The sequence below is a fragment of the Saccharopolyspora ipomoeae genome, from assembly GCF_029952525.1.
Lineage (GTDB): Bacteria > Actinomycetota > Actinomycetes > Mycobacteriales > Pseudonocardiaceae > Saccharopolyspora > Saccharopolyspora ipomoeae.
In genome coordinates, this window is sequence record NZ_JASAOF010000002.1 from 362961 (window position 1) to 388698 (window position 25738).

At 72.4% G+C, this 25738-nt stretch carries 18 protein-coding genes; 11 read left to right on the forward strand and 7 right to left on the reverse strand.

Annotation, left to right across the window (positions count from 1 at the left end; translation table 11 throughout):
- Positions 1-135: 135 nt before the first annotated feature.
- From mobA to QFW96_RS05240, 3 genes are all read right to left on the reverse strand, one after another.
- Positions 136-708, reverse strand: a complete 573-nt coding sequence (mobA, locus tag QFW96_RS05230; RefSeq protein WP_281454372.1) for a molybdenum cofactor guanylyltransferase — start codon at positions 706-708, stop codon at positions 136-138.
- Positions 709-755: 47 nt separating this feature from the next.
- Positions 756-2066 (reverse strand): NlpC/P60 family protein, encoded by a 1311-nt coding sequence (locus QFW96_RS05235; RefSeq protein ID WP_425524716.1) that lies wholly within the window; start codon positions 2064-2066, stop codon positions 756-758.
- A gap of 137 nt (positions 2067-2203) precedes the next feature.
- The gene (locus QFW96_RS05240) at positions 2204-2989 is read right to left on the reverse strand and encodes an SIR2 family NAD-dependent protein deacylase (RefSeq protein WP_281454653.1); all 786 of its coding nucleotides are present in this window, start codon (positions 2987-2989) and stop codon (positions 2204-2206) included.
- Between the two features lie 283 nt (positions 2990-3272).
- On the opposite strand from QFW96_RS05240, the gene QFW96_RS05245 reads away from it, so the two are divergent.
- From QFW96_RS05245 to acnA, 10 genes are all read left to right on the forward strand, one after another.
- Complete coding sequence (locus QFW96_RS05245) at positions 3273-4667, forward strand: nitrate/nitrite transporter (protein ID WP_281454374.1); 1395 nt, start codon at positions 3273-3275, stop codon at positions 4665-4667.
- Entirely contained in the window at positions 4660-6735 is a 2076-nt protein-coding gene (locus tag QFW96_RS05250; protein ID WP_281454375.1) for a molybdopterin oxidoreductase family protein, read from the forward strand. The genes QFW96_RS05245 and QFW96_RS05250 overlap by 8 nt, the downstream gene beginning before the upstream one ends.
- Positions 6732-8141 (forward strand): FAD-dependent oxidoreductase, encoded by a 1410-nt coding sequence (locus QFW96_RS05255; RefSeq protein WP_281454376.1) that lies wholly within the window; start codon positions 6732-6734, stop codon positions 8139-8141. Before QFW96_RS05250 ends, QFW96_RS05255 begins: the two co-directional genes overlap by 4 nt.
- Positions 8138-10657 (forward strand): nitrite reductase large subunit NirB, encoded by a 2520-nt coding sequence (nirB, locus tag QFW96_RS05260; protein WP_281454377.1) that lies wholly within the window; start codon positions 8138-8140, stop codon positions 10655-10657. Before QFW96_RS05255 ends, nirB begins: the two co-directional genes overlap by 4 nt.
- A complete protein-coding gene (nirD, locus tag QFW96_RS05265; RefSeq protein WP_281454378.1) occupies positions 10654-10977 on the forward strand; it encodes a nitrite reductase small subunit NirD in 324 nt (107 codons plus the stop codon). The genes nirB and nirD overlap by 4 nt, the downstream gene beginning before the upstream one ends.
- Positions 10974-12119 (forward strand): uroporphyrinogen-III synthase, encoded by a 1146-nt coding sequence (locus QFW96_RS05270; protein WP_281454379.1) that lies wholly within the window; start codon positions 10974-10976, stop codon positions 12117-12119. The genes nirD and QFW96_RS05270 overlap by 4 nt, the downstream gene beginning before the upstream one ends.
- Complete coding sequence (locus QFW96_RS05275; RefSeq protein ID WP_281454380.1) at positions 12098-12796, forward strand: sirohydrochlorin chelatase; 699 nt, start codon at positions 12098-12100, stop codon at positions 12794-12796. The genes QFW96_RS05270 and QFW96_RS05275 overlap by 22 nt, the downstream gene beginning before the upstream one ends.
- Positions 12797-12892: 96 nt before the next feature.
- Complete coding sequence (locus QFW96_RS05280) at positions 12893-13282, forward strand: hypothetical protein (protein ID WP_281454381.1); 390 nt, start codon at positions 12893-12895, stop codon at positions 13280-13282.
- Between the two features lie 16 nt (positions 13283-13298).
- The gene (locus QFW96_RS05285; protein WP_281454382.1) at positions 13299-17636 is read left to right on the forward strand and encodes a cation-translocating P-type ATPase; all 4338 of its coding nucleotides are present in this window, start codon (positions 13299-13301) and stop codon (positions 17634-17636) included.
- A gap of 556 nt (positions 17637-18192) precedes the next feature.
- Complete coding sequence (gene acnA, locus QFW96_RS05290; protein WP_281454383.1) at positions 18193-21003, forward strand: aconitate hydratase AcnA; 2811 nt, start codon at positions 18193-18195, stop codon at positions 21001-21003.
- Between the two features lie 195 nt (positions 21004-21198).
- Here acnA and QFW96_RS05295 read toward each other — a convergent pair whose 3' ends face one another.
- On the reverse strand, positions 21199-21795 hold the full coding sequence (locus QFW96_RS05295) for a class I SAM-dependent methyltransferase (protein WP_281454654.1): 597 nt from the start codon (positions 21793-21795) through the stop codon (positions 21199-21201).
- A 361-nt stretch (positions 21796-22156) separates the two neighbouring features.
- Entirely contained in the window at positions 22157-22291 is a 135-nt protein-coding gene (locus tag QFW96_RS05300) for a hypothetical protein (protein WP_281454384.1), read from the reverse strand.
- A gap of 335 nt (positions 22292-22626) precedes the next feature.
- Between QFW96_RS05300 and QFW96_RS05305 the strand changes: the two genes are divergently transcribed.
- Positions 22627-23286, forward strand: coding sequence for a TetR/AcrR family transcriptional regulator (locus QFW96_RS05305; RefSeq protein WP_281454385.1), 660 nt, complete (start codon positions 22627-22629; stop codon positions 23284-23286).
- Here the strand turns inward: QFW96_RS05305 and QFW96_RS05310 are convergent.
- Both QFW96_RS05310 and QFW96_RS05315 read right to left on the reverse strand, forming a co-directional pair.
- Positions 23283-24623, reverse strand: a complete 1341-nt coding sequence (locus tag QFW96_RS05310; protein WP_281454386.1) for a uracil-xanthine permease family protein — start codon at positions 24621-24623, stop codon at positions 23283-23285. The genes QFW96_RS05305 and QFW96_RS05310 overlap by 4 nt on opposite strands.
- A gap of 111 nt (positions 24624-24734) precedes the next feature.
- Positions 24735-25733 (reverse strand): TIGR03842 family LLM class F420-dependent oxidoreductase, encoded by a 999-nt coding sequence (locus tag QFW96_RS05315; RefSeq protein ID WP_281454387.1) that lies wholly within the window; start codon positions 25731-25733, stop codon positions 24735-24737.
- Positions 25734-25738: the final 5 nt, after the last annotated feature.

Below are 25738 nucleotides of genomic sequence, written 5' to 3' on the forward strand. Positions count from 1 at the left end.
AAGCGAGGCCGCTTCGGTCTCCGCGCGTCGTGCCGGGACCGGATCGAAGAGCATTGATTTCATTCGGCACTGAAGAAATAGAGGTTTTTAATGCTTTGCGGCGAGCCGCTCCCCTCCTCTGCGGGATCATCCCGGTCAGGAGTCGGCGGCCTGCGCTCTGTCGAGGTCATCGGGGGTGTCCACGTCGGACACCTCAGCTGTGGTGGCGTCGACGCGAACCGGGTCGAGCGCTTCGAAGAGGGCTCGCACCGGGCGGTTCCGGACCTCCGACGGCATGGCATCGCGCAGCGGGCGCACCCGCCAGACCCCGAGGAGCCACTGCGGGCGTCCCCCGGGCTCGGCGAGCACCGCTCCCCCGGCTTCCGGGTCGGTGCGCAGCGCGTCGCGCAGCCGCGCGACGGTCTCGCGCGTGAGATGCGGATGATCGGCCGCGAGGATCGCGACGACGCCCTCGTCGGCGTCGAGGCAGCGCAGCCCGGCGTCCACGGCCGCCAGCGGCCCTCCCCCGGCCGGGTCCTCGACCGTCCAGCGCACCCCCGCCGCGGCCGGGCGCCGCGGACCCACGACCACCACCGGATCGGCACCGCTGAGCGCTGCGAGCGTGCGGTCGAGCAGGGTGCGGCCGCCGACCGGGAGCATCACCTTGTCCACGCCGCCGAGCCTGCTCGCCCGGCCCCCGGCCAGAACCACCGCCGCGAAATCCGCCACTCCCCCATGTTCGCAGGTCGCCCCGTGATCGCCGGCGACGAGGCGGTTCAGAGCACGCGCACCGCGTACCCGGTGATGCCGCTGTAGCGGACCGGGGCCACCCGGACCCGGGAACCGGAGTACGGCGCCTCGACCATCTTGCCGTTGCCCAGGTAGAGGGCGACGTGGTGGATGGCGCCGCCGTCGTCCCAGAACAGCATGTCGCCGCGGCGCATCTGCGACAGCGGGACGCGCTTGCCGGACTGGGCCTGGTAGCCGCTGTAGTGGTCCAGCGAGACCCCGGCGGCGGCGAACGCGTAGATCATCAGCCCGGAGCAGTCGAACCCGATCTTGGCGTAATCGCCGTAGGAGTCGGCCACTCCCCCGTCGCGGATGCCGCGCGTCGGGCCGCGCGAGTTGCCTCCGCCCCAGGCGTAGGGCATGCCCAGCTGGGACATCGCTCGCGAGATGACGGCCTCGACGTCGCCGGAGGCGGAGGAGGCCGGGGCGCTGCTGCCCGCCTGGTGCTCGGAGGCCGAGGCGGCGTGGGCGGCCGCGGCCTGCTCCTCGCGGGCCTTGTCCTCCTGCCACTGCTCGTAGTCGGCGCGCTGGGCCTGCAGCCCCGAGACGTGCGACCGGGCGGCGTCGAGCTCGGCCTGGACCGAGTCGCGGTCAGCGCGCAACCCCTCGGCCTGCTGGGTCTGCTGGGTGCGGGCCTGGATGGCCGCCTGCTGGGCGGTCTCGGCGGCCGCGCGGGCCTCGTCGGCGGCCTGGCGCTTGGCCTCGGCCTCGTCGAGGGCGGCACGGGTCAGCGAGTCCTTGTTGACCTTCTCGATGCGGGCGCGTTCGAGGTCGTCGAGGACGTCGAGCTGGGAGTCGCTGATGGCGTCGAGCAGCGAGGCGCGCTCCAGCATCTCCTGCGGGTTGCGGGCGCCGACGTAGGCGGTGATCGATCCGAGCCTGCTGCCCTGCCGGTAGCTGCTGGCGGCGAACTGGTCGAGCCTGCTGCGCTGCTCCTCGATCCGGCCGGCGGCGGCGCGGGCCTCGGCGGCCGCGGCGTCGGCGGCGGTGCGGGCCTGGCCGTAGGCGGACTCGGCGCGCTGGAGGTCGACGCGGGCCTTGTTGGCGTCCTCCATCTTGACCTCGACCTGCGACTGCAGGCCGACCAGGCGGGACTCGGCCTCGGCCAGCCGGTTGGCGAGCTCACCGGCCTGGCCCGCGGTGCGCTGGGCGTCGGCCTCGCCGGACTGGATCTCGGCGTCGCTGGGGTTCGGCGGAGGTGCCGGGACCGCCGCGCCGGTACCGGTGGCGCTGAGAGCGACCGCGCCGAGCAGCACCAGCACGCCGATCCTGCGCGCGCCTCGTTTCGTGGACAACACCCGTCACCTCCAGCAGATGCACCCGTTCGGAGTCGAACATTAATCCGAACGGAGTCACAATCAGCTGCAGTTTTGCATTGCCGCACCAGACGCACCACGCGAAACGAACGTTTCGTTTGCAACGTCAACCACTCGTGTCACATCTGTTCCCACGTGGTGGGATCTCCCCAGGTGCGCAGCGGCTCGTCGGAGTCGATCAGCGGGGCGTCGGCGAGACCGGGCAGGACCTCGGTCAGCGGGCCGCGCAGGACGGCGTCGGCGATGTCGTCGTAGGGGGTGGGCTCGGCGTTGCAGATGATCAGCTTCGCGCCCGCCCGGGCGGCCATCTCCGCGAACGCCGCGGCCGGGTGCACCGTCAGCGAGGTCCCCGCGGCCAGGAACAGGTCGCAGTCCAGGGCGGCGCGGCGCGCCTCGCGCACCACCTCGGCGTCGAGGGCCTGACCGAAGAACACCGTCCCGGACTTGAGGATGCCGCCGCAGGAGCGGCAGTCCGGATCGGGCTCGCCGTCGGCGACCCGCTGCAGGGCGTCGGTCATGGCACCGGTGGCGCCGCAGTGCACGCACACCGTCCGGCGCATCGTGCCGTGCAGCTCCAGGACCCGGTCGCGGGCGAGCCCGGCCTGCTGGTGCAGCTCGTCGATGTTCTGGGTCAGCAGCGCCCCCAGCCGCCCGGCGTCGTCGAGGTCGACGAACGCGCGGTGGGCGGCGTTGGGCTCGGCGTGCCAGGCGGGGTTGGCCGCGCGGGCCTGCCACGCGCGCACGCGGACGTCCTCGTCGGCGAGGTAGCTGTCGATGTCGGTCAGCCGCGCCGCCTGCGGGTTGCGGGTCCAGACCCCGTCGGGTCCCCGGAAGTCGGGGATGCCCGAGGCGGTGGACACCCCGGCCCCGGTGAGCGCGGTGATGCGGCGGGCGGCGCCGAACAGGTGGCGGGCGCGTTGCCAGGTCGCCCCGTCGTCCCGGGATGCGCCGTCGTCGTTCCGGAGCGAGACGTCGTCGGACTCCGGGCCAGGTTGGGTCACGTCTCCAAGGTGCCACGGCGCGGAACGGGAACGAGCCACCGGGGGCGGCCTGTGTCGCCGGTCACGGCCTTCCTGACCGGCGGCGGGACGATCATGTGAAGCCCGTTTTTCCTGCCGGTAACGCGTGGCAATTCAACGGGAAACAGGCGGTTCCTACCTTCGTGGCAACCCGTTGAGAGGAGCCGCGTTGACTGCGAACGCACGGGCCCCGAGAGGCCGTTGGATCGAGGGCTGGGACCCGGAGAACGAGGACCTCTGGGAATCCACCGGCAAGCACGTCGCGCGCCGGAACCTGATCTTCTCCATCATCTCCGAGCACATCGGCTTCTCCATCTGGAGCATCTGGTCGGTCCTGGTCCTGTTCATGGGCCCGGACATCGGACTGCCGTTCACGGCGTCGGAGAAGTTCCTGCTGGTGATCACCCCGAACCTGGTGGGCGCCGTGCTGCGGCTGCCCTACGCGGCGGCGGTGACCCGCTTCGGCGGCCGGAACTGGACCATCTTCAGCGCGCTGCTGCTGCTGGTGCCCGCCGGTCTGGCGTTCCACTTCGTGCAGCAGCCGGGCACGCCGCTGTGGGTGTTCATGCTCATCGGCGCCACGGCCGGTGTCGGCGGCGGCAACTTCGCCTCGTCGATGACCAACATCACGATCTTCTTCCCGCAGCGGCTGCAGGGCTGGGCGCTGGGCCTCAACGCCGGTGGCGGCAACATCGGCGTGGCCACCATCCAGGTGGTGGGCCTGCTGGTGATCGCCTTCGCGGGCAACACCCACCCGTCCTACGTGGCGGCGATCTACCTGCCGCTGATCGCGGTGTCGGCGATCTGCGCGGCGCTGTTCATGGACAACGTCGACGCCATCAAGGCCAAGCCGGGCGCGCTGGCCGAGGCCTGCCGCAGCAGGCACACCTGGTGGATCTCGTTGCTGTACGTGGGCACCTTCGGGTCGTTCATCGGGTTCAGCTTCGCGTTCGGCCTGGTGCTGCAGACCGAGTTCGACTTCACCCCGCTGCAGGCGGCGTCCTGGACGTTCCTGGGCCCGCTGGTGGGGTCGGTGTCGCGGCCGCTGGGCGGCTGGCTGGCCGACCGGGTCGGCGGTGCGCGGGTGACGCTGTGGAACTTCGTGCTCATGGCCGCCGGTGTGGCGGTGCTGCTGGTGGCCTCCGCGCAGGGCTCGTTCGGGCTGTACGTGGCGGCGTTCATCGCGCTGTTCCTGCTGACCGGCCTGGGCAACGGCTCGACCTACAAGATGATCCCGGCGGTCTACGCCGAGGAGGCCGAGGACGAGGTGACCTCCGGCGGTGAGGCCGTGGCGGCCTTCGCCAAGGCGCGGCGCCTGTCCGGTGCGGTCATCGGCATCGCCGGGGCGATCGGCGCGCTCGGCGGGGTGGGCATCAACCTGGCGTTCCGCTCGTCCTACGGCGGCGCCGCGGCCAGCGGTGACGGGGCGCTGATGGTGTTCCTCGCCTACTACCTGGTGTGCGTGCTGGTGACCTGGGCGGTGTACCTGCGGGGTGCGCTCAAGCCCGGTCGGGTTCCGGCGGGTCGGCCGGAGAAGCGGACCGCGGAGGCAGGCCGTGCCTGACGTTCGAACCGTGGCCACGCACTGCCCGTACTGCGCCCTGCAGTGCGGCACCCGGCTCACGCGCGAGCGGCGCGGGGTGTCGGTGCGGCCGACGGACTTCCCGGTGAACCGGGGCGGGCTGTGCCAGAAGGGGTGGACCGCTCCGTCCCTGCTGGACGTCGCCGACCGGCTGCGCCACCCGATGGTGCGCCGCGACGGCGAGCTCGTCCCGGTGTCCTGGGACATCGCGCTCGACACCATCGCCACGGGTCTCGATCGCATCCGGGCCGAGCGCGGCCCGGATGCGATCGGGGTGTTCGGCGGTGGCGGTCTCACCAACGAGAAGGCCTACCTGCTGGGCAAGTTCGCGCGGCTGGCGCTGGGCACGAGCCAGATCGACTACAACGGCCGGTTCTGCATGTCCTCGGCCGCCGCGGCCGGCAACGCGGCGTTCGGGGTGGACCGGGGGCTGCCGTTCCCGGTGACCGACCTGGGCGGGGCCGACGTGGTGCTGCTGGCCGGGGCGAACCCGGCCGAGACGATGCCGCCGCTGATGCAGCACTTGCGGTCGCCGGAGCTGATCGTCATCGACCCGCGCCGCACGGCCACGGCCGAGCAGGCGGCGCTGCACCTGCAGCCGCTGCCGGGCACGGATCTGGCGCTCGCGCTGGGACTGCTGCACATCGCGGTCGTCGACGGCCGCAGCGACACCGGCTACATCGCCGAGCGCACCGGCGGCTTCGAGTCCGCCTGGCAGCGGGCGATGTCGTGGTGGCCGGAGCGGGTCGAGCGGGTCACCGGCGTCCCGGTGTCCGAGCAGCGCCAGGCGGTGCGGATGCTCGCCGAGGCCGGCAGCGCGTACGTGCTCACCGGCCGCGGCGCCGAGCAGCACAGCAAGGGCGTGGACACCGTCTCGGGGTTCATCAACCTGGCGCTGGCGCTGGGCCTGCCGGGTCGTCCCGGTGGCGGGTACGGCTGCCTGACCGGGCAGGGCAACGGCCAGGGCGGCCGGGAGCACGGCCAGAAGGCCGATCAGCTGCCCGGCTACCGGATGATCACCGATCAGGCCGCGCGCGAGCACGTCGCCGAGGTGTGGGGCGTGCCCCCGGAGGAGCTGCCCGGCCCGGGTCGCTCGGCCTACGAGCTGCTGGACGCGCTGGGCACCGAGGACGGGCCGAGCGCGCTGCTGGTCTTCGGTTCCAACCCGGTGGTCTCGGCGCCCAACGCCGCCCACGTGACCGACCGCCTGAAGGCCCTGGACCTGCTGGTGGTGGCCGACTTCGTGCCGTCGGAGACCACCGAGCTGGCCGACGTGGTGCTGCCGGTGACCCAGTGGGCCGAGGAGGAGGGCACCATGACCAACCTGGAGGGCCGCGTCCTGCGGCGCCGCGGGTTGCAGGTGCCCCCGGGGCACGCGCGCAGCGACCTGGAGGTGCTGCACGGCATCGCCACCCGGCTGGGCGAGCCAGGGCACCGCTACCCCACTCGGCCGCGCGAGGTCTTCGAAGAGCTGCGCCGCGCCTCGGCCGGTGGCAAGGCCGACTACTCGGGCATCAGCTACGAGCGCCTCGACGCCGGGGAGGCGCTGCACTGGCCGTGCCCGGACGGCGAGCACCCGGGAACGCCCCGGCTGTTCCTGGACGGTTTCGCCCACGCCGACGGACGCGCGCGGTTCGTCCCGGTCGAGCACCGCGAGGCCGGTGACGTCCCGGCCGAGGTGTTCCCGCTGACCGCCACGACCGGCCGCGTGCTGGCGCAGTACCAGTCGGGGGCGCAGACCCGCCGGGTCGCCGAGCTCAACGAGGCGGCTCCCGAGGCGTTCGTGGAGGTCCACCCGGACACCGCCGCTCGCGCGGGGCTGGCCGAGGGCGCGCGGGCGCGGGTGACCTCGCCGCGCGGCAGCACCGTCGCCACCGTGCGGCTGGTCCCGACGATGCGCACCGACACGGTGTTCCTGCCGTTCCACTTCCCCGGCGACGGGCGGGCGAACCTGCTCACCTCCGACGCGCTGGACCCGCGCAGCCGGATGCCGGAGTTCAAGGTCAGCGCGGTGCGCCTGGAACCGGAGCGGGAGGTGGTCGCGCCATGACCGCCCTCAACCCGACCGCCGGGCGGGTCGTCGTGGTCGGCAACGGCCCGGCCGCGCACCGCTTCGTCGAGCGCCTGCGCGCGCTGGGCCACGACGGCCCGGTGACCGTGCTCGGCGCCGAGGGGCGGCCCGCCTACAACCGGGTGCTGCTGGGCTCGGTGCTGGACGGGTCGCTGCCCGCCGGCGCGGTGTCGCTGCCGGAGCTCGACGCCGAGGTGCACCTCGGGTGCGCGGTGACCGACATCGACCGGGTGCAGCGGGTGGTACGCGCCGAGGACGGCCGCGAGTTCGGCTACGACGCGCTGGTGCTGGCCACCGGGGCGCGGCCGCTGGTGCCGGAGGTGCGGGGTCTGGGCGCCGAGCGGCTCACCGCGCTGCGCACCCTCGACGACTGCGCGCGCCTGGTGGAGGGCACCGGCCCGGTCGCGGTGCTCGGTGGCGGTGTGCTCGGGGTGGAGACCGCGCGGGCGCTGCTGGCGCGCGGGCACCGGGTCACCCTGGTGCACCGCGAGGAACACCTGATGGACCGCCAGCTCGACGAGGTCGGCGGCCGGATGCTGGCCGAGCGGCTGACCGCGCTCGGGGTGGACGTGCGAGTGGGAGTGAAGGCCGGTTCGTACCGGGCGCCGGTGCTGCGGCTCGGCGACGGCGAGGAGGTCCCGGCCGAGCGGGTGGTGGCCTGCACCGGGGTGTGGCCGAACGTGACGCTCGCGCAGCGCGCCGGGGTGTCGATCAACCGCGGTGTGGTCGTCGACGACCTGCTGCGCACCAGCGATGAGCGCATCCACGCGATCGGCGACTGCGCCGAGCACCGCGGCACCACGCCCGGCCTGGTCGGCGCGGCCTGGGAGCAGGCCGAGGCGCTGGCGGCACACCTGTCTTCCGGTCGCGACGCGGCGCACTCCGGGACCCGGGTCGTGTCGCGGCTCAAGGCCCGGGGCATCGACCTGGTCTCGGTCGGTTCGGTGCGCGCGCTGGGCGCGCCCGACGCCGAGATCGTCACGCTGTCGGACCCGGCGCGGGGCCGCTACGCCAAGCTCGCGCTGCGCTCCGGGCGGATCTCCGGCGCGGTGCTGCTGGGGTTCCCGGCCGCGATCGCCGCCGTGAGCCAGCTGCACGACCGGGACCTGCCGATGCCCGCTGACCGGTTGTCGCTGCTGCTGGGCACCCCGACGGCGGTGCCGGGCGCTCCGGTGGAGCTGCCCGAGGACGCGGTGCTGTGCCGCTGCAACAACGTCACCAAGAAGTCCCTGATCACCGCCTGGCACGGAGGTGCCCGCTCGGTCGCCGAGCTGGCCAGGGCAACGCGGGCGACCACCGGCTGCGGGGGCTGCGTCGACGACGTCGGCCGGCTCTGCGGCTCGTTGGCGGATCGCATCGAATCAGAAAGGGAGGGCGCGGCATGACCCGCACGCTCGTCGTCGTCGGCCACGGGATGGTCGGCCACCGGCTCGTTGAAACACTCCGCGATCGCGATGAGGCGAACGCCTGGCGGATCGTCGTGCTCGGCGAGGAGCCCCGCCCCGCCTACGACCGGGTGGGGCTGTCGTCCTACCTGGACGGCAAGAGCGCCGAGGACCTGAGCCTGACGGGTCAGGACGTCCTCGACGACCCGATGGTCGACCTGCGGCTCAACGCCGCGGTGACCGGTGTGGACACCGGTGCCCGCGCGGTGACGCTGGACAGCGGCGAGTCGCTGACCTACGACGCGCTGGTGCTGGCGACCGGTTCGAAGCCGTTCGTGCCGCCGGTGCCCGGTCACCAGCTGCCCGGCGCGTTCGTCTACCGCACGATCGACGACCTCGACGCGATCCGCGAGGCCGCCACGGAGGGCCGCGACGGCGTGGTCATCGGCGGCGGGCTGCTGGGTCTGGAGGCGGCCAACGCGCTGCGGCTGCTGGGCATGCGCCCGCACGTGGTGGAGATGGCGCCCCGGCTGATGCCGCTGCAGGTCGACGAGGGCGGCGGGCAGGTGCTGCGCGGTCTCGTCGAGGAGCTGGGCCTGACCATCCACGCCGGCGCGGCCACGCAGTCCCTCGACGGCGAGGAGCGCGTCACGGGCGTGACGCTGGCCGACGGCACGGTCATCGACACCGACCTGGTGGTGTTCTCCGCCGGGGTGCGCCCGCGTGACGAGCTGGCCGAGATCGCCGGTGTGGCGCGCGGTGAGCGCGGCGGGTTCCTCGTCGACGACGCCTGCCGCACCAGCGTCGAGGGCGTGTGGGCGATCGGTGAGTGCGCGGCGGTCGAGGGCCGCTGCTACGGCCTGGTCGCGCCCGGCTACGCGATGGCCGAGGGGGTCGCCGATCAGCTGCTGGAGCTCGGCGAGGGCACCTTCCCAGGTGCCGACATGTCGACCAAGCTCAAGCTGCTCGGTGTCGACGTGGCCAGCTTCGGCGACGCGCACGGCACCACCGAGGGCGCGCTGGAGGTCGTCTACGCCAACAACGCGGCGGGCACCTACGCCAAGCTGGTGCTCTCCGACGACGCCCGGGTGCTGCTGGGCGGGGTGCTGGTCGGTGACGCGAGCGCCTACGCGGTGCTGCGTCCGCTGGTGGACCGCGAGCTGCCCGCACCGCCGGAGCAGCTGCTGCTGCCCGCCGGGTCCGGTGTGGACTCCGGTGCGCTGCCCGACGACGCGACGGTGTGCTCCTGCAACAACGTGACCAAGGGCGAGATCACCTGCGCGATCGCCGAGCACGGGCTGGCCGACGTGCCGGAGGTCAAGTCCTGCACCAAGGCCGGCACCAGCTGCGGCTCGTGCGTGCCGATGCTCAAGACGCTGCTGAACGAGTGCGGCGTGGTGACCTCGAAGGCGTTGTGCGAGCACTTCACCCAGTCGCGGGCGGAGCTGTTCGAGATCGCGCAGGCCACCGGCATCGGCTCGTTCTCGGAGCTGATCGCCAAGCACGGGTCCGGACGCGGCTGCGACATCTGCAAGCCCGCGGTGGCCTCGATCCTGGCCAGCCTCGGCAACGGCCACATCCTGGAGGGCGAGCAGGCGTCGCTGCAGGACACCAACGACCGGTTCCTGGCCAACATCCAGCGCAACGGCACCTACTCGGTGGTGCCGCGGGTGCCCGGCGGGGAGATCACCCCGGAGAAGCTCATCGTGCTCGGCGAGGTCGCCAAGGAGTTCGGCCTCTACACCAAGATCACCGGCGGGCAGCGCATCGACCTCTTCGGCGCGCGGGTGGAGCAGCTGCCGGAGATCTGGAAGAAGCTGGTGGACGCCGGTTTCGAGTCCGGGCACGCCTACGGCAAGGCGCTGCGGACGGTGAAGTCCTGCGTCGGCAACGACTGGTGCCGCTACGGCGTGCAGGACTCGGTGAGCATGGCGATCCGCCTGGAGCTGCGCTACCGGGGTCTGCGCTCGCCGCACAAGCTCAAGTCCGCGGTGTCGGGGTGCGCCCGCGAGTGCGCCGAGGCGCGCGGCAAGGACTTCGGCGTCATCGCCACCGACAAGGGCTGGAACCTCTACGTCGGCGGCAACGGCGGGTTCACCCCGCGCCACGCCGAGCTGCTGGCCGCCGACCTCGACGACGAGCGGCTGATCCAGCTCATCGACCGGTTCCTGATGTTCTACGTGCGCACCGCCGACCGGTTGCAGCGCACCTCGGCGTGGGTGGAGTCGCTCGACGGCGGGCTGGAGCACCTCAAGGAGGTCGTCGTCGAGGACTCGCTGGGCATCGCCGAGGAGCTGGAGGCCGCGATGCAGCGCCACGTCGACACCTACTCCGACGAGTGGGCGGGCGTGCTGTCGGACCCGGGCAAGCTCTCGCGGTTCGTGTCGTTCGTCAACGCCCCCGACGCGCCCGATCCCACCATCCGCTTCATCGAGGAACGCGGTCAGATCCGCCCGGGCCCGGTGAGCCTGCCGATGCCCGAGATCGTCGCCCCGAAACAGGAGGTCCGCTCGTGAACTGGCACCAGATCTGCGACATCGAACTGCTGCTGCCCGAGTACGGCGTTCCGGCGCTCATCGGCGAGCACCCGGTGGCGGTGTTCCGCACCCACGACGACGAGCTGTACGCGATCGGCAACGTCGACCCGTTCTGCGGGGCCGGGGTGATGAGCCGCGGCATCGTCGGTGACCGGGGCGGGGAGCCGACCGTGGCCTCGCCGATGCTCAAGCAGGTGTTCTCGCTGCGCACCGGGGAGTGCCTGGACGACCCGGGCGCGCGGCTGCCGGTGTTCCCGGTGCGCCGCCGCGAGACCGTCGTGGAGGTCGCGCTCCCTTGAGCGAAGAACTGACCGGATACACCGTCGCGGTCACCGCGGCGAGACGGGCCGAGGAGCTGGGCTCGTTGCTGGAGCGCCGCGGCGCGCGGGTCGTGCACGGCCCGGCGCTGCGGATCCTCCCGCTGGCCGACGACACCGAGCTGCGCCGCGTCACCGACGAGTGCCTGCAGCACCCGCCGGACGCGGTCGTGGCCACCACCGGCATCGGCTTCCGGGGCTGGGTGGAGGCCGCCGACGGCTGGGGCGTGGGTGCCGAGCTGCTGGACGCGCTGAGCTCGGCGCGGCTGCTGGCGCGGGGGCCGAAGGCGCGGGGCGCGGTGCGGGCGGCCGGGCTGCCCGACCCGTGGTCGCCGACCTCGGAGTCCTCGGCGGAACTGCTGGAGCACCTGCTCGCCGAACCCCTCGACGGGCTGCGGATCGCGGTGCAGCTGCACGGCCAGCCGCTGCCGGACTTCGTCGAGGCGCTGCACTGCGCCGGGGCGAAGGTCATCGAGGTGCCGGTGTACCGGTGGACGGCACCGGCCGACATCACCGCGCTGGAGAGCCTGCTGGCGGCGGTGTGCGCGCACCAGGTCGACGCGGTGACCTTCACCAGCGCTCCGGCGGCGGCGAGCCTGCTGTCGTTGGCCGCCGAGCGGAACTGCCGGGACGAGCTGCTGACGGCGCTGCGCGGTCCGGTGCTGGCGGCGTGCGTGGGTCCGGTGACGCACGCGCCGCTGGCCGACCGCGGGGTGCCCGCGGTGATCCCGGAGCGGTTCCGGATCGGCGCGCTGGTGCGGTCGTTGTGCGAGGCGCTGCCGATGCGCTCGCCGACGCTGCCGGTGGCCGGGCACAGCCTCCAGGTGCGCGGGCACGCCGCCATCCTCGACGGCGAGGTCAGGCAGCTGTCGCCGCAGGGAACGACGCTGCTGCGGGCGCTGGCCGAGCGGCCGGGCCGGGTGGTTTCGCGGCCGGCGCTGGCCGCGGCGCTCAACTGCGCCGGTGGCGGTGCCGCCGACGAGCACGCCGTCGAGCAGGCGGTGGCGCGGCTGCGGTCCTCGCTCGGCCGGCCGCAGCTGGTGCAGACCGTGATCAAACGCGGATACCGACTTCCGCTGGAACCGATGGGGGACTCCCCGCGATGCGCCGATCCGTTGCCGTGAACCCCGCGCACCCGCCGCTGCTGCTGGTGGCCCACGGAACCCGCGACCCCGGGGGGCCGCGGGTGATCGAGCACCTGGCCGAGGCCGCCGCGCACCGGCTCGACGTGCCGGTGCACGTCGGCTACGTCGACGTCATCGGCCCGACCGTGGCCGAGGCGCTGGAGCAGGTGCCGGGTCCGGTGGTGGCGCTGCCCGCGTTCCTGGCGGCCGGGTACCACGTGCGCACCGACCTTCCCGAGCAGGTCGCGACCACCGACCGGCGGGACGTGACGATCACCGAACCGCTGGGGCCGGCGCGGGAGATCACCGAAGCGCTGCGGGACCGGCTGACCGAGGCCGGTTGGCGCCCGGGTCACCGGGTGCTGTTCTCGGCGGCCGGATCCTCCGACGAACGCGCGCTGGCCGATGTGCGGGCGGCCGCGCGGCGGCTGGGTCGCGCGTGCGGGCAGTGGCTCAACCCCAGCTACGTCACCACGGCCGCCCCGGCGACCGAGGAGATCCACCAGCCCGGTGACTTCGTGGCCCCGTACCTGCTGGCCCCGGGCCTGTTCCACCGGCGGCTGGCCGCGCTTCCGGTGGCCGGGGTCGCCGAGCCGATCGGGGTGCACCCGGCGGTGGTGGAGTTGATCGCGCGCCGCTACCGCGCTGCGGCGCGCAGCGGCAGCACCGCGGCCTGAGCCGACCGTCGTGCGCGGACACCGCTCGTTCACCCGACACCACTGCCCTGTTCGCAGTAGCCTGAGCTGGTCCTGAAGTCGTAGAAGGGCACCGCGATGGCCACCACCAGCTCCACGCACACCCAGCGCGGCCGCAAGTCGTCGGGGCCGAAGCAGACACGCTCGTCGGCTTCCGGTTCCAGTGCTCAGAAGACGGCGAGCGCGAAGAAGCCCGACTCCACCGGCGCCTCGATCCCGGTCCCCTACGTCACCGCGTCCTGGCACACCACCCGGATCCCGCTGCCCGAGATGCCGGGCCGCGACAACCTCGCCTCCACGGTCACGGCGGTGCGCTCGAACCTGCCGTCGCCGGAGCAGATGCTGTTCTACGGCGGTCTGACCGCAGCGGCGGCGCTGAGCGTGATCGAGTGGCCGGTGGCCGCGGCGATCGGCATCGGCGCGGCCGTGATGCGGCGCAGCTCCGGACAGGACGCCGACCAAGACTGACCGCACTGGAGTGCCGATGCCGCTGCGCCGGCTGCTGTCGCGAGCCGCCCAGATCGCCGCGCCGGTGCTGCGGGCCGCCCAGGTGGCCACTTCCTCCCCGTTCGATCGCCGTGTCTGGCGCGGCAGGGAGCGCAGCCACCTGGAGATGCGCGGTGTGCACCTGCCCGACAACGAGCTCGCCGCCCAGGAGGTCGAACGACGCCTGGCGGAAATACCCGGCGTCCACGCGGCCGAGGTCAACGCCGTGCTCGGCCGCGTGGTGCTGCGGCACGATCCGGAACTGCCCGATCTCGACGAGCCGGTCCGGGTCGTCGGTGAGGTCGAAGCGGGCTTCGGCCTGGGTGATGCGGAGGTCGCGCCGCGCAGCGACCGGCATCCCGGCAACGCCGATGCGGTGCTGCGCGACGCCGGTGCGGTGGCGGTCTCCGCCGTCGGGCTCGGCTACTCGAGCCTGACGGCGTTGCTGCCGCTGCGGCTGGTCTCCCCGCTGGTGCCGGCCGCGGTGTCACTGGTCGACACGGTGCCGTGGATGCGGCGCGGGGTGCGCCAGGTCGTCGGACGGACGCCGCTGGAGATCGCGCTCGCACTGGGCGGTGCCGCCGGGCAGGGCCTGGCCGGCCGACCGCTGGGGGCGCTGACCGATCTGTGCGGCCGGTTCTGCTCCGCTCGGGAAACCCTGTCGCGACACCAGGCCTGGCAGCACTGGGAGGGCAGGCTGCCGCACCGCTGCGCGGCGCTGCCGGTGCCGCCGCGGCCGTGCCCGCCGCCGGACGGTCCGGTCGAGCGCGTCGCCAACGCCTCCGGCACGGCCGCGGTGGGCGGCGCGACCACGGTGTACCTCCTCTCGCGCGCCCCGCAGCGGGCGCTGGGCGCGTTGCTGGCGGCGGTGCCCAAGCCCGCGGTCGCCGGGCGGGAGGCGTTCGCGACGTCGCTGAGCACCTCGCTGTCGGCACACGAAGGCCTGGTGCTGGAGCCGGACGCGCTGCGGCTGCTGGATCGGCTGGACACCGTGGTGTTCGACGCCGCGACGCTGCTGACCGGGCGCCGCGTGGTCGATTCGGTGATCGCGCTCGACGAGGAGGGCGAGGATCCGGCGCGGCTGTACGCCCGCGCGGCCGAACTCATCGACCCGGCCGAACCGAACGCGCCCCGCCACCAGGACCGCTGGGCGGTGCTGCCGCTGGACGACTGCGACCCGTTGCCCGATGCGATCGCGCAGGCCGCGGAGGACGAGACCGCGCGCGGAGCCACGGTGGTCGCGTTGCGGCGCGACGGCAGCACCGTGGCGCTGGTGGTGGTGGCCGACGAGCTCGATCCGCTGGCCGAGGCCCTGGTGGACACCGCCCGCGGCGTGGCGTCGAGCGTGCTGGTCGCCGGTTCCCGGGGCGGCCTGGACCGGCGGCTGGGCCTCGACGGCGCGATGCCCGGTGGCTCCCGGCTGGTCAGGGCCGTGCACCGGTTGCAGCGCGACGGCGCGGTCGTGGCGGTGGTCTCGCACCGCGACAGCGCCGCGCTGGCGGCCGCCGACCTCGGCATCGGACTCTCCACATCGGACCCGGCAGGGTGGGCCGCCGACGTGCTCTGCCCGCACGCCGGTGTGTTGCACACACTGCTCGGCTCAGCCGAGAACGCGCGCACCGCGAGCAGGTACGCCACCGGGATCTCCATGACCGGAGGCGTGCTGGGAGCGCTGTTCGCCGCGTTCGGCCCGGCCACCGGCGCCCCCGCGCGGGCCTCGATGCCGGTGCACGTGGCCACCCTCTCCGCGTACGCGACCGGAACCTGGATCGCGCTGCGCGCGGCCAGCCTGCCCCCGCCCCTGCCGCGGGAGCGCACCCCGTGGCACGCGATGCCCGCCGCGGCGGTGCTCGCGACGCTGAACAGCTCCGAGCAGGGCCTGACCCAGGCGGTGGCCGCCGAGCGGCACCGTCCCACCGACGGCGCCGGCGACTCGCCGGGGGTGCTCGCGGCGACCATCGAGGGCCTGATCACGCCGATCACGCCGGTGCTGGGTGCCGGGGCGGTGATCTCGGCGGGCCTGGGATCGGTGATCGACGCGGTGCTCATCGGCGGCGTGCTGCTGGCCAGCGCCCTGATCGACGGCATCCAGCGCCGGGCCACCGACCGGGAGCTGGGCAAGTTGCTGGAGGCCGGGCAGACCCCGGCCCGGCTGCGGCGCGAGGGCTGCAGCGAGATCGTGCCCGCCGACCGGCTGGTGCCCGGTGACGTCGTCGAACTGCGCGCGGGAGACGGTGTTCCGGCCGACTGCCGGGTGCTCGAGGCCGAATCGCTGGAGGTCGACGAATCCGGGCTGACCGGTGAGTCCCAGCTGGTCGCCAAGAACGCGGCCCCGACCACGGCGCCGGCGGTCGCCGATCGGACCTGCATGCTCTACCAGGGCACCGTCATCGCCAGCGGCAGTGGCCTCGCGGTGGCGGTCGCCGTCGGCGGGCACACCGAGATGGGCCGCACCACCGCGCAGGTCACCGCGACCGACGACGAGACCGGGGTGGAGGTCCGGCTGGCGGAGCTGACCAAGAAGGTGCTGCCGGTCTCGATCGGCGCCGGCGTGCTGCTGTTCGCCTCCGACCTGCTGCGCGGGGTGCCGATGGGGCAGACCATCGCGCGCTCGGTCGGCCTGGCGGTGGCCGCCGTTCCGGAAGGGCTGCCGTTCGTGGCCACGCTCGCCGAGCTGGCCGCCGCGCGCCGGATGTCGCAGCGCGGCGTGCTGGTGCGCAGCCCCGCGACCATCGAGGCACTCGGCCGGGTCGACGCGCTGTGCTTCGACAAGACCGGCACCCTGACCCAGGGCCGCATCGCGCTCGGCGAGGTCTCCGACGGCCGCGAGTGCCGGGACATGGACGAGCTGGAGCCGGTGCACCGGGAGATCGTGGCGGCGGCGCTGCGCGCCACTCCCCGACCGGAGGACGACCACCCGCTGCCGCACCTGACCGACCGCGCGGTGCTCGAAGGCGCGCGCGGAATCGGTCTGGACACCGACGGCGCGGTGCTCGCGGAGCTGCCCTTCGAGCCCTCGCGCGGTTTCCACGCCGTGCACACCGACCGGCTGCTGTCGGTCAAGGGCGCACCGGAGGTGATGCTGGAACGCTGCGCCCGCTGGCGGCGCGACGGGCAGCCGCACCCGTTCGACGAGCAAGCCCGCGCCGACATCGAGGCCGAGGTGGAACGGCTGGCACTGCGCGGCTTCCGGCTGCTGGCCGTCGCCGAACGCCGGGTGGACCCCGGTTTCGGGCTCGACGAATCCACCGTGGACGACCTGGAGCTGGTGGGGCTGCTGGGTCTGGCCGATCCGGTCCACGCCACCGCGGCGGAGGCGGTGGGCCGGCTGGGTCGTGCGGGCGTGGACGTCATCATGATCACCGGCGATCACCCCAGCACCGCCGAGGCCATCGCCGCCGAGCTCGGCATGCTCGGCGACAAGCGCGTGCTCACCGGCGCCGAGCTGGACCTGCTCGACGACGAGCAGCTCGCCGGCGAAGTGCCGAAGGTGGCGGTGTTCGCCCGGGTCAGCCCGGGCCAGAAGGCGCGGATCGTGCGCTGCCTGCGCGATGCGGGCCGAGTGGTCGCCATGACCGGCGACGGCGCCAACGACGTGCCCGCGATCAACCTGGCGCACGTGGGCATCGCCTTCGGCTCCCACGCCACCCCCGCCGCCCGCGATGCCGCCGACCTGGTGGTCGCCGACGACAGGATCGAGACGCTCACCGAGGGCATCGCCGAGGGCCGGGGCATGTGGATCTCGGTGCGCGAGGCGCTGGCGGTGCTGCTGGGCGGCAACCTCGGCGAGATCGGCTACGCGCTGGGCACGGGGTTGATCAGCCCCTCGGCCGCGCTCAACGCCCGGCAGCTGCTGGTGGTCAACATGCTCACCGACGTGCTGCCCACGATCGCGATCGCGGTCCGCCCGCCCGCCGACCGGACCCCGGAGAAGCTGCTGTCCGAAGGCCCGGACGCCTCGCTGGGTTCGACCCTGGCCCGCGAGATCGGCGCCCGCGCCGTGGGCACCGCGGTCGCAGCCGGACTGTCCTGGACGCTGACCCGGCCGCTGGCCACCGCCGGGCAGGCCCGCACCGCGGGGCTGGTGGGCTTGGTGTCCACCCAGCTGGCCCAGACGCTGACCTCGCGCGGCCGCACCCCGCTGGTGGTGCTGGCCGCCGCGGGCTCGGCGCTGGTGCTGGTCGCGCTGGTGCAGATCCCCGGCGTGAGCCAGTTCTTCGGCAGCACCCCGCTGCTGCCGCACCAGTGGGCGATCGCGCTGGGCGCCTCGGTCGTGGTGGCGCTGGCGGTGCAGGTGTGGCAGCAGTGGCCCGCGGGGCGCATGATCACTGCTTGACCTGCAGAGTTGAGCACCGGTTCACCGGCCGGTCACCTGCGTTGCGAACACGGCTAACCCGCCGCCCGCACGCTCGGAGGCGTTCCGCACCACCGACACCGACGAGGGCGCCACGATGCCTCAGTTCCTGACCACGATCATCACCGGCGTGGCGATCGCCCTGCTTGAGACGCTGGTCGTCCACCTGGTCAAGAAAGCCGTGCGCGCGGCCTGAACCGGTCCGCGACCGCTGACGCCAGAACAAACGCACACGGGAAACCCCGGTGGGGCGCCATAGGGCGACACCGCCGGATGTCCGCATTCGCCGGGCCGGGCCATCCGGTCCGGCGAATTTCGCGCCCCGGCGGGTGTGCCAGAACGGAAACGCGGTGTTGCGGACTGGAAACACCTGGCGTTTTTCACGTTTTGGCGAGAAACGCCCAGAGTCAGGTCACCCTGTGTTGAGCGCCTTTATAGGACACGCGTACTGTTAGCTGTGAAGAGCGCGAGTCCCCGCGCACGCTCAGCTGACGTGCGCGAGACTCGCAATCGTTCCCGAACTTGCGCCCGTCGCGAGATGGAGTTGAACGTGACTGCACCTGCGAGCAAGGACAGCTTCGGCGCCCGCGGAACGCTGAACGTCGGCGACGCCTCTTACGAGGTGTTCCGGCTCAGCGCCGTCGAGGGTGCCCAGCGGCTGCCCTACAGCCTCAAGATCCTCCTGGAGAACCTGCTGCGCACCGAAGACGGTGCCAACATCACCGCCGACCACGTGCGCGCACTGGCCGGCTGGGACTCCAAGGCGGAGCCCGCCACCGAAATCCAGTTCACCCCCGCCCGGGTGATCATGCAGGACTTCACCGGTGTGCCCTGCGTCGTCGACCTCGCCACCATGCGTGAGGCCGTCGCCGACCTCGGCGGCGACACCTCCAAGGTCAACCCGCTGGCCCCGGCCGAGCTGGTCATCGACCACTCGGTGATCATCGACGTGTTCGGCAAGCCCGACGCCTTCGAGCGCAACGTCGAATTCGAGTACGGCCGCAACAAGGAGCGCTACCAGTTCCTGCGCTGGGGCCAGGGCGCCTTCGACGAGTTCAAGGTCGTCCCCCCGGGCACCGGCATCGTGCACCAGGTCAACATCGAGCACCTGGCCCGCACCGTCATGGCCCGCAACGGCCAGGCCTACCCCGACTCCTGCGTCGGCACCGACTCCCACACCACCATGGTCAACGGCCTGGGCGTGCTCGGCTGGGGCGTCGGCGGCATCGAGGCCGAGGCCGCGATGCTCGGCCAGCCCGTGTCGATGCTCATCCCGCGCGTCGTCGGCTTCAAGCTGACCGGTGAGATCCCGGCCGGTGCCACCGCCACCGACGTCGTGCTCACGATCACCGAGATGCTGCGCAAGCACGGCGTCGTCGGCAAGTTCGTCGAGTTCTACGGCTCCGGTGTGGCCTCCGTGCCGCTGGCCAACCGCGCCACCATCGGCAACATGAGCCCCGAGTTCGGCTCCACCGCCGCGATCTTCCCGATCGACGACGAGACCGTGCGCTACCTCAAGCTCACCGGTCGCCCGGCCGAGCAGGTCGACCTCGTCGAGGCCTACGCCAAGGAGCAGGGCCTCTGGCACGACCCGAGCCACGAGCCCGAGTACTCCGAGTACCTCGAACTGGACCTGTCGACCGTCGTGCCGTCGATCGCCGGCCCGAAGCGCCCGCAGGACCGCATCGTCGTCTCCGAGGCCAAGCAGTCCTTCCGGAACTCGCTGGGCGACTACACCACGGCGCCCACCGACGACGCGGCCCTCGACGAAGCCGGCGAGGAGTCCTTCCCCGCCAGCGACCCGGCCTCGATCAGCCCGCACGCCAAGCCCGAGCTGATCTCCGCCGCCAACGGCTCCAGCGGCCGCACCTCCAAGCCCACCAAGGTCTCCTCGGAGGAGCTGGGCGAGTTCGAGCTCGACCACGGTGCCGTCGTGATCGCCTCGATCACCTCCTGCACCAACACCTCGAACCCGTCGGTCATGCTCGGCGCCGCGCTGCTCGCGCAGAAGGCCGTCGACAAGGGCCTCACCCGCAAGCCCTGGGTCAAGACCTCCATGGCCCCCGGCTCGCAGGTCGTCACCGACTACTACGAGAAGGCCGGCCTCTGGCCGTACCTGGAGAAGCTCGGCTTCCACCTCGTCGGCTACGGCTGCACCACCTGCATCGGCAACTCCGGCCCGCTGCCGGAGGAGATCTCCGCCGCCGTGCAGGAGAACGACCTCACCGTCACCTCGGTGCTGTCGGGCAACCGGAACTTCGAAGGCCGGATCAACCCCGACGTCAAGATGAACTACCTGGCCTCGCCGCCGCTGGTCATCGCCTACGCCCTCGCCGGCACGATGGACTTCGACTTCGAGACCGACCCGCTGGGCAACGACACCGAGGGCAACCCGGTGTACCTGCGCGACATCTGGCCGTCGCCGCAGGAGGTCCAGCAGACCATCGACTCGGCCATCACCAACGAGATGTTCACCTCCTCCTACCAGGACGTGTTCAAGGGTGACGAGCGCTGGCGCTCCCTGCCCACCCCGGAGGGCGAGACCTTCGAGTGGGACACCGAGAGCACCTACGTCCGCAAGCCCCCGTACTTCGAGGGCATGGAGATGGAGCCCGCCCCGGTCACCGACATCTCCGGTGCCCGCGTGCTGGCGCTGCTGGGCGACTCGGTCACCACCGACCACATCTCCCCGGCCGGCGCCATCAAGGCCGACTCCCCCGCGGGCAAGTACCTCTCCGACCACGGCATCGACCGCAAGGACTTCAACTCCTACGGGTCCCGCCGAGGCAACCACGAGGTCATGATCCGCGGCACCTTCGCCAACATCCGGCTGCGCAACCTGCTGCTGGACGACGTGCAGGGCGGCTACACCCGGGACTTCACCCAGGAAGGCGCCCCGCAGGCGTTCATCTACGACGCCGCGCAGAACTACGCCGCGCAGAACACCCCGCTCGTGGTGCTCGGCGGCAAGGAGTACGGCTCCGGCTCGTCCCGCGACTGGGCCGCCAAGGGCACCCGCCTGCTGGGCGTGCGCGCCGTCATCGCCGAGTCCTTCGAGCGCATCCACCGCTCGAACCTCATCGGCATGGGCGTCATCCCGCTGCAGTTCCCGGAAGGCTCCTCGGCCAAGTCCCTCGGCCTCGACGGCACCGAGACCTACGACTTCTCCGGCATCACCAAGCTCAACGACGGTGAGACCCCGGAGACCGTCCAGGTCACCGCCACCAAGGCCGACGGTTCGAAGGTGGAGTTCGACGCCAAGGTGCGCATCGACACGCCCGGCGAGGCGGACTACTACCGCAACGGCGGCATCCTGCAGTACGTCCTCCGCAAGATGATCCGCTCCTGACCTGCATTATCCCTCGCAGGAATGTGAGAGACCGGGCCCGGTCCGGAGCCACAAGCTCCGGCTGGGTCCGGTCTTTCGTTCACTGACAAGACTCTGTGGTCTCTTTGCGTGGCGGTTCCGGAAGCGGAACCTGAGCGGCGGTGCCAGTTGCTTGCTCGGGGCAAGGAGAAAGCGCCTGCGGCGCTTGCTTGACGGTCAGGCTGGCAGGTTCGGGCGCCTGCAGACGTAGGTCCTGGCCGGGGGGACGTTGCGCCAGATCGTTCGGGTGGTCAGGACTTCGTCGAAGCTGACGTCGAGGCGACGGCGGAACTGGCGGGCGCCGTTCATGCCCAGGGCGTGCAGGTAGGCGAACGTGGTGAACGCGCCGCCCGGGGTGAGCACCGAGCCGACCTGCTGCAGGATGTCGTGCTGCAGCTTGGCCGGGAAGATCGACCACGGCAGGCCGCTGACGACCGCGTCCACCCGGTCGATGCCCGCATCCGCCAGCAGAGCGCCCAGGTGCGAGGCGTCGCCCTGGATGACCTCCAGCCACGGCAGTTCCCGGTCGAGGTGCTCGATCATGCCCGCGTCCAGCTCGATGGCCAGCTGGCGGCCACCAGCGGGCAGCCGGTCGGCGATGGCCGAGCTCAACGCACCCGTGCCCGGGCCGAGCTCCACGACCACCGGCTCACCGGTGCGCGGCACCACCGAGGCGATCTCGCGAGCCAGGTGCGGCGAACTGGGCGCCACCGCGCCGACCTGGCCGGGCTTGCTCGCCGCGCGCTGCAGGAAGGTCCGGTAGTTCTGCAGCACCGATCCCCCGCCGCGGCCGCTCCCCGGCGCCTGCGCAGCGGGCGTCGTCGAGGTCTGCGGGCTGCTGGGCGTGTGCGATGAGGTCACGGATGCCTTCCCGATCGGTGCGGCCGGTCGTTGGTGCGCACCAGCCTATCGGGCGATGTGCGACCGGGCGCACAGCAGTGCCCCACACCACGCGGTGCGAGGAGATCGAGAAGTCGAGATCGGGTTTCCCGCAATTCGCCGAAACGAAACCGGCCGGTAGCGGAATGGGCGCGAAGACGGCGCCGGAAATGGTGTAACGAAATGCGTTCCGAGAACGATTGAAGAAGCTTCACGGGCTTGTCCCAGCGGGAACAAGCCCGTGCGCGCGCTTACCTCAGGCGGTCTGCCCGGCGGGCTCGACGACTTGACCCGAAACCTCGCTGGGACGACGAACCCAGCTGGTCAGCGCTCCGGCCGCAGCCAGGAGAACGATCGCCTCGGCCGCGAGGGCCACCCACACCGTTGCCACTTCTTGCCTCCTCTCCACTGTCCTCCCCGCCTTCCGAACGCGCGCACGCACACCCCCGCCCGAAGGCAGGTCGATCGGAAGAAGGTTTGGGTGATAACCCGGTACAAACCAATCCTAGGGCCGCGGTTCCCGAACACCCAAACCGGGCGGATGTAATGTGCGCGACACCCGAACAGTCGATTCGTGTGAGACCCTCTCCGTCACCCCTCCGGGGGATAGATGCAGGTGACGAAAGCGTGTGCGACGCAGGGGGAAACGGATGCCGCTCATCCCCTTAACGGAGTACCGGTCGTGCGACAATCCGCCGCAAGCACACCAGGGCCGAATCGAGGATCATGACCACCACCGACACGACGCCGCGACTGCGCGCGGACGCGCGCCGCAACCGGGACCGGATCATCAGCGCTGCTCAGGCCGTGTTCACCGAACGCGGTACGGAGGTGCCGATGGAGGAGGTCGCCCGCTCCGCCGGGGTGGGCGTGGGCACCCTCTACCGTCGGTTCCCCGACCGCGATTCCCTGATCCGGGCCGTTGCCCAGGACGCCTTCGCCACCGTCCTGGAGGACACCCGTGCCACCATAGAGCAGGAGCCCGACGCGTGGACCGCGTTGAGCCAGATCATGCACCGCGGCCTCGCGCTGCGCACCGTGGTCCGGCTCACGGTCCTGTCCTCCCGGGCCCGGGCGCTCATCAACGCCGACCCCAACACCGAGGCCGTCAACAAGCAGTTCCTGCAGCTGGTCGGCGACCTCGTCCGGCGCGCCCAGGCCGACGGGAAGCTGCGCGACGACATCAGCACCGGTGACATCGCCGTGCTCAGCGGCCTCGCGCTGCAGGGCATGCAGGCGCTGCCCGAGGAGCTGCGCAGCCTCGCCCCCGCCCGCTACATCGCGGTGCTGCTCGACGGCCTGCGCGCCGAGAACAGCCGCCCGCTGCCGGGCAGGCCGATCGAGGCCGACGAGGTCGTCATCCGCACGCCGGAGATCGAGCTCTAAGCCCGACGCGCAGTGGTCGCGCGCAGCAGGTGGTAGCCGATGAGCGTGACCAGCGTGCCCAGGGCGATGCCGCTGAACTCGAACGACGGGGTGATCTGCAGCGACACCCCGCCGATGCCGGCGACCAGTCCGGCCGCCAGCGGCAGCAGGTTGACCGGGTCGGCGAAGTCGACCCGGTTCTCCACCCAGATCTTGGCGCCGAGCAGGCCGATCATCCCGTAGAGCACGACGGTGATGCCGCCGAGCACACCGCCCGGCGTCGCGGCGATGATCGCGCCGAACTTCGGGCACAGGCCGAAGGCGATGGCCACGACCGCCGCCACCCAGTACGCGGCGGTCGAGTAGACGCGGGTGGCGGCCATGACGCCGATGTTCTCCGCGTAGGTGGTGGTCGGCGGTCCGCCGACGGCGCTGGACAGGGCGCTGGCGAACCCGTCGGCGAAGATCGCCCGGCCCAGGCTGCCGTCCAGCCGCGCCCCGGTCATCTGCTCGACGGCCTTGACGTGACCGGTGTTCTCGGCGATCAGCGCGATCACGGCCGGCAGCACGACGACGATCGCGGCCAGGTCGAACGACGGCCCGTGCAGCTGCGGCAGCCCGAACCAGGGCGCGTCGCCGACGCCGCTGAGGTCCAGCCGCAGGTGGGTGCCGACGTTGCCGTCGGCGTCCGGCGCCGTGATCGGGCCGAAGACCACGTCGAACACCCAGGACAGCGCGTAGCCCGAGGCCAGGCCCAGGAACACCGCGATGCGCCCCCAGAACCCGCGCAGCAGGACGGTGGTCGCGAGCACGATCACCATCGTGATCAGCGCGATCCACTGGTCCTGCGGCCAGTAGGTCTCGGCGACCACGGGCGCGAGGTTGAAGCCGATCAGCATCACCACGGCACCGGAGACCGCGGGCGGCAGGATCCGGTGCACCGCCCCGGCACCGACGAAGTGCACGATCACCCCGACCGCGCCGAGCACCAGCGCGCAGATCAGGATCGCGCCGGTCACCGCGGAGCTGTCGCCACCTCCGGCCCGGATGACGGTCACCGCGCCCACGAACGAGGCGCTGGAGCCGAGGTAGCTGGGGATCTTGCCCTGCACGATGAGCAGGAACAGGATCGTGGCCACGCCCGAGACCAGGATCGCCAGGTTCGGGTCGAGCCCCATCAGGACGGGGAAGACGAAGGTGGCGCCGAACATCGCCACCACGTGCTGGGCGCCGAGCCCGATGGTGCGCCCCCAGGAGAGGCGCTCGTCGGGAGCGACGGCCTCCCCGGGGCGCGGCGTGCCGCCGTCGCCGTGCAGTCTCCACCCGATGCCGAGCCTGGCGCCCAATCCCTGCCGCATGGCGCACCTTCCTGTTCCGCCCGCAGCGCGGGAACCCCGAATCGAGGCGGAACTCTACAAACCACCGCCCTTGTGATCGGCACCTCGGGCCGGGAATTCACGCGGAATTGATCAGCGCAGCGCCGGGATGATCTTCTCGCCGTAGGCCCCGAGGGTGCCGTCGACGGCGTCGTGCATCGCGTAGATCGCGAACTGGTCGACCCCGATCTCGCGGAGTTCGGCGAGCCGTTCCAGGTGCGCGGCGGGCTCGCCGAGCAGGCAGAACCGGTCCACGATCTCGTCGGGCACGAACTCCGCGCTGGCGTTGCCGGCGCGGCCGTGGTGCGAGTAGTCGTAGCCGTGCCGGTCCTTGATGTAGTCGGTGAGCGCGGCAGGCACGGCACCACCGGTGTCGCCGTAGCGGGCGACGAGGTCGGCGACGTGGTTGCCGACCATGCCACCGAACCAGCGGCACTGCTCGCGCGCGTGCGCGAGGTCGTCGCCGACGTAGGCAGGAGCCGCCACGCACACGGTCACCTCGTCGGGATCGCGTCCGGCCCGCCGCGCGGCGTCGCGGACGTGCTCGACCATCCAGCGGGTCAGGTAGGGGTCGGCGAGCTGCAGGATGAACCCGTCGGCCTGGCGTCCGGCCAGTTCCAGGGCCTTCGGGCCGTAGGCGCCCATCCACACCGGCAGCCGCCCGTCGCGGACCCAGGGCAGGCGCACGGGTGTGCCGTTCGGGCTCGCCTCGCGGCCCTCCGCGAGATCCTTGATCACCGCCATCGCCTCGCCGAGCCGCGCCAGCGTGGCGGGGGTGCCGCCGGTGACGCGCACGGCCGAGTCACCGCGGCCGATGCCGCAGACGGTGCGCGGGCCGAACATGTCGTTGAGGGTGGCGAACAGCGAGGCCGTGACCGTCCAGTCCCGGGTGCTGGGGTTGGTCACCATCGGGCCGACGCGCAGCCGCTCCGTGGCGGCGAGGACCTGGCTGTAGATGACGAACGGTTCCTGCCACAGCACGCAGGAGTCGAAGGTCCAGCCGTGGGTGAAGCCCAGCGCTTCGGCCTGCCGCATCCGCTCGACCACCAGGGAGGCGGGCGGGTCGGTCTGCAGGACCACTCCGAAGTCCATCTCCG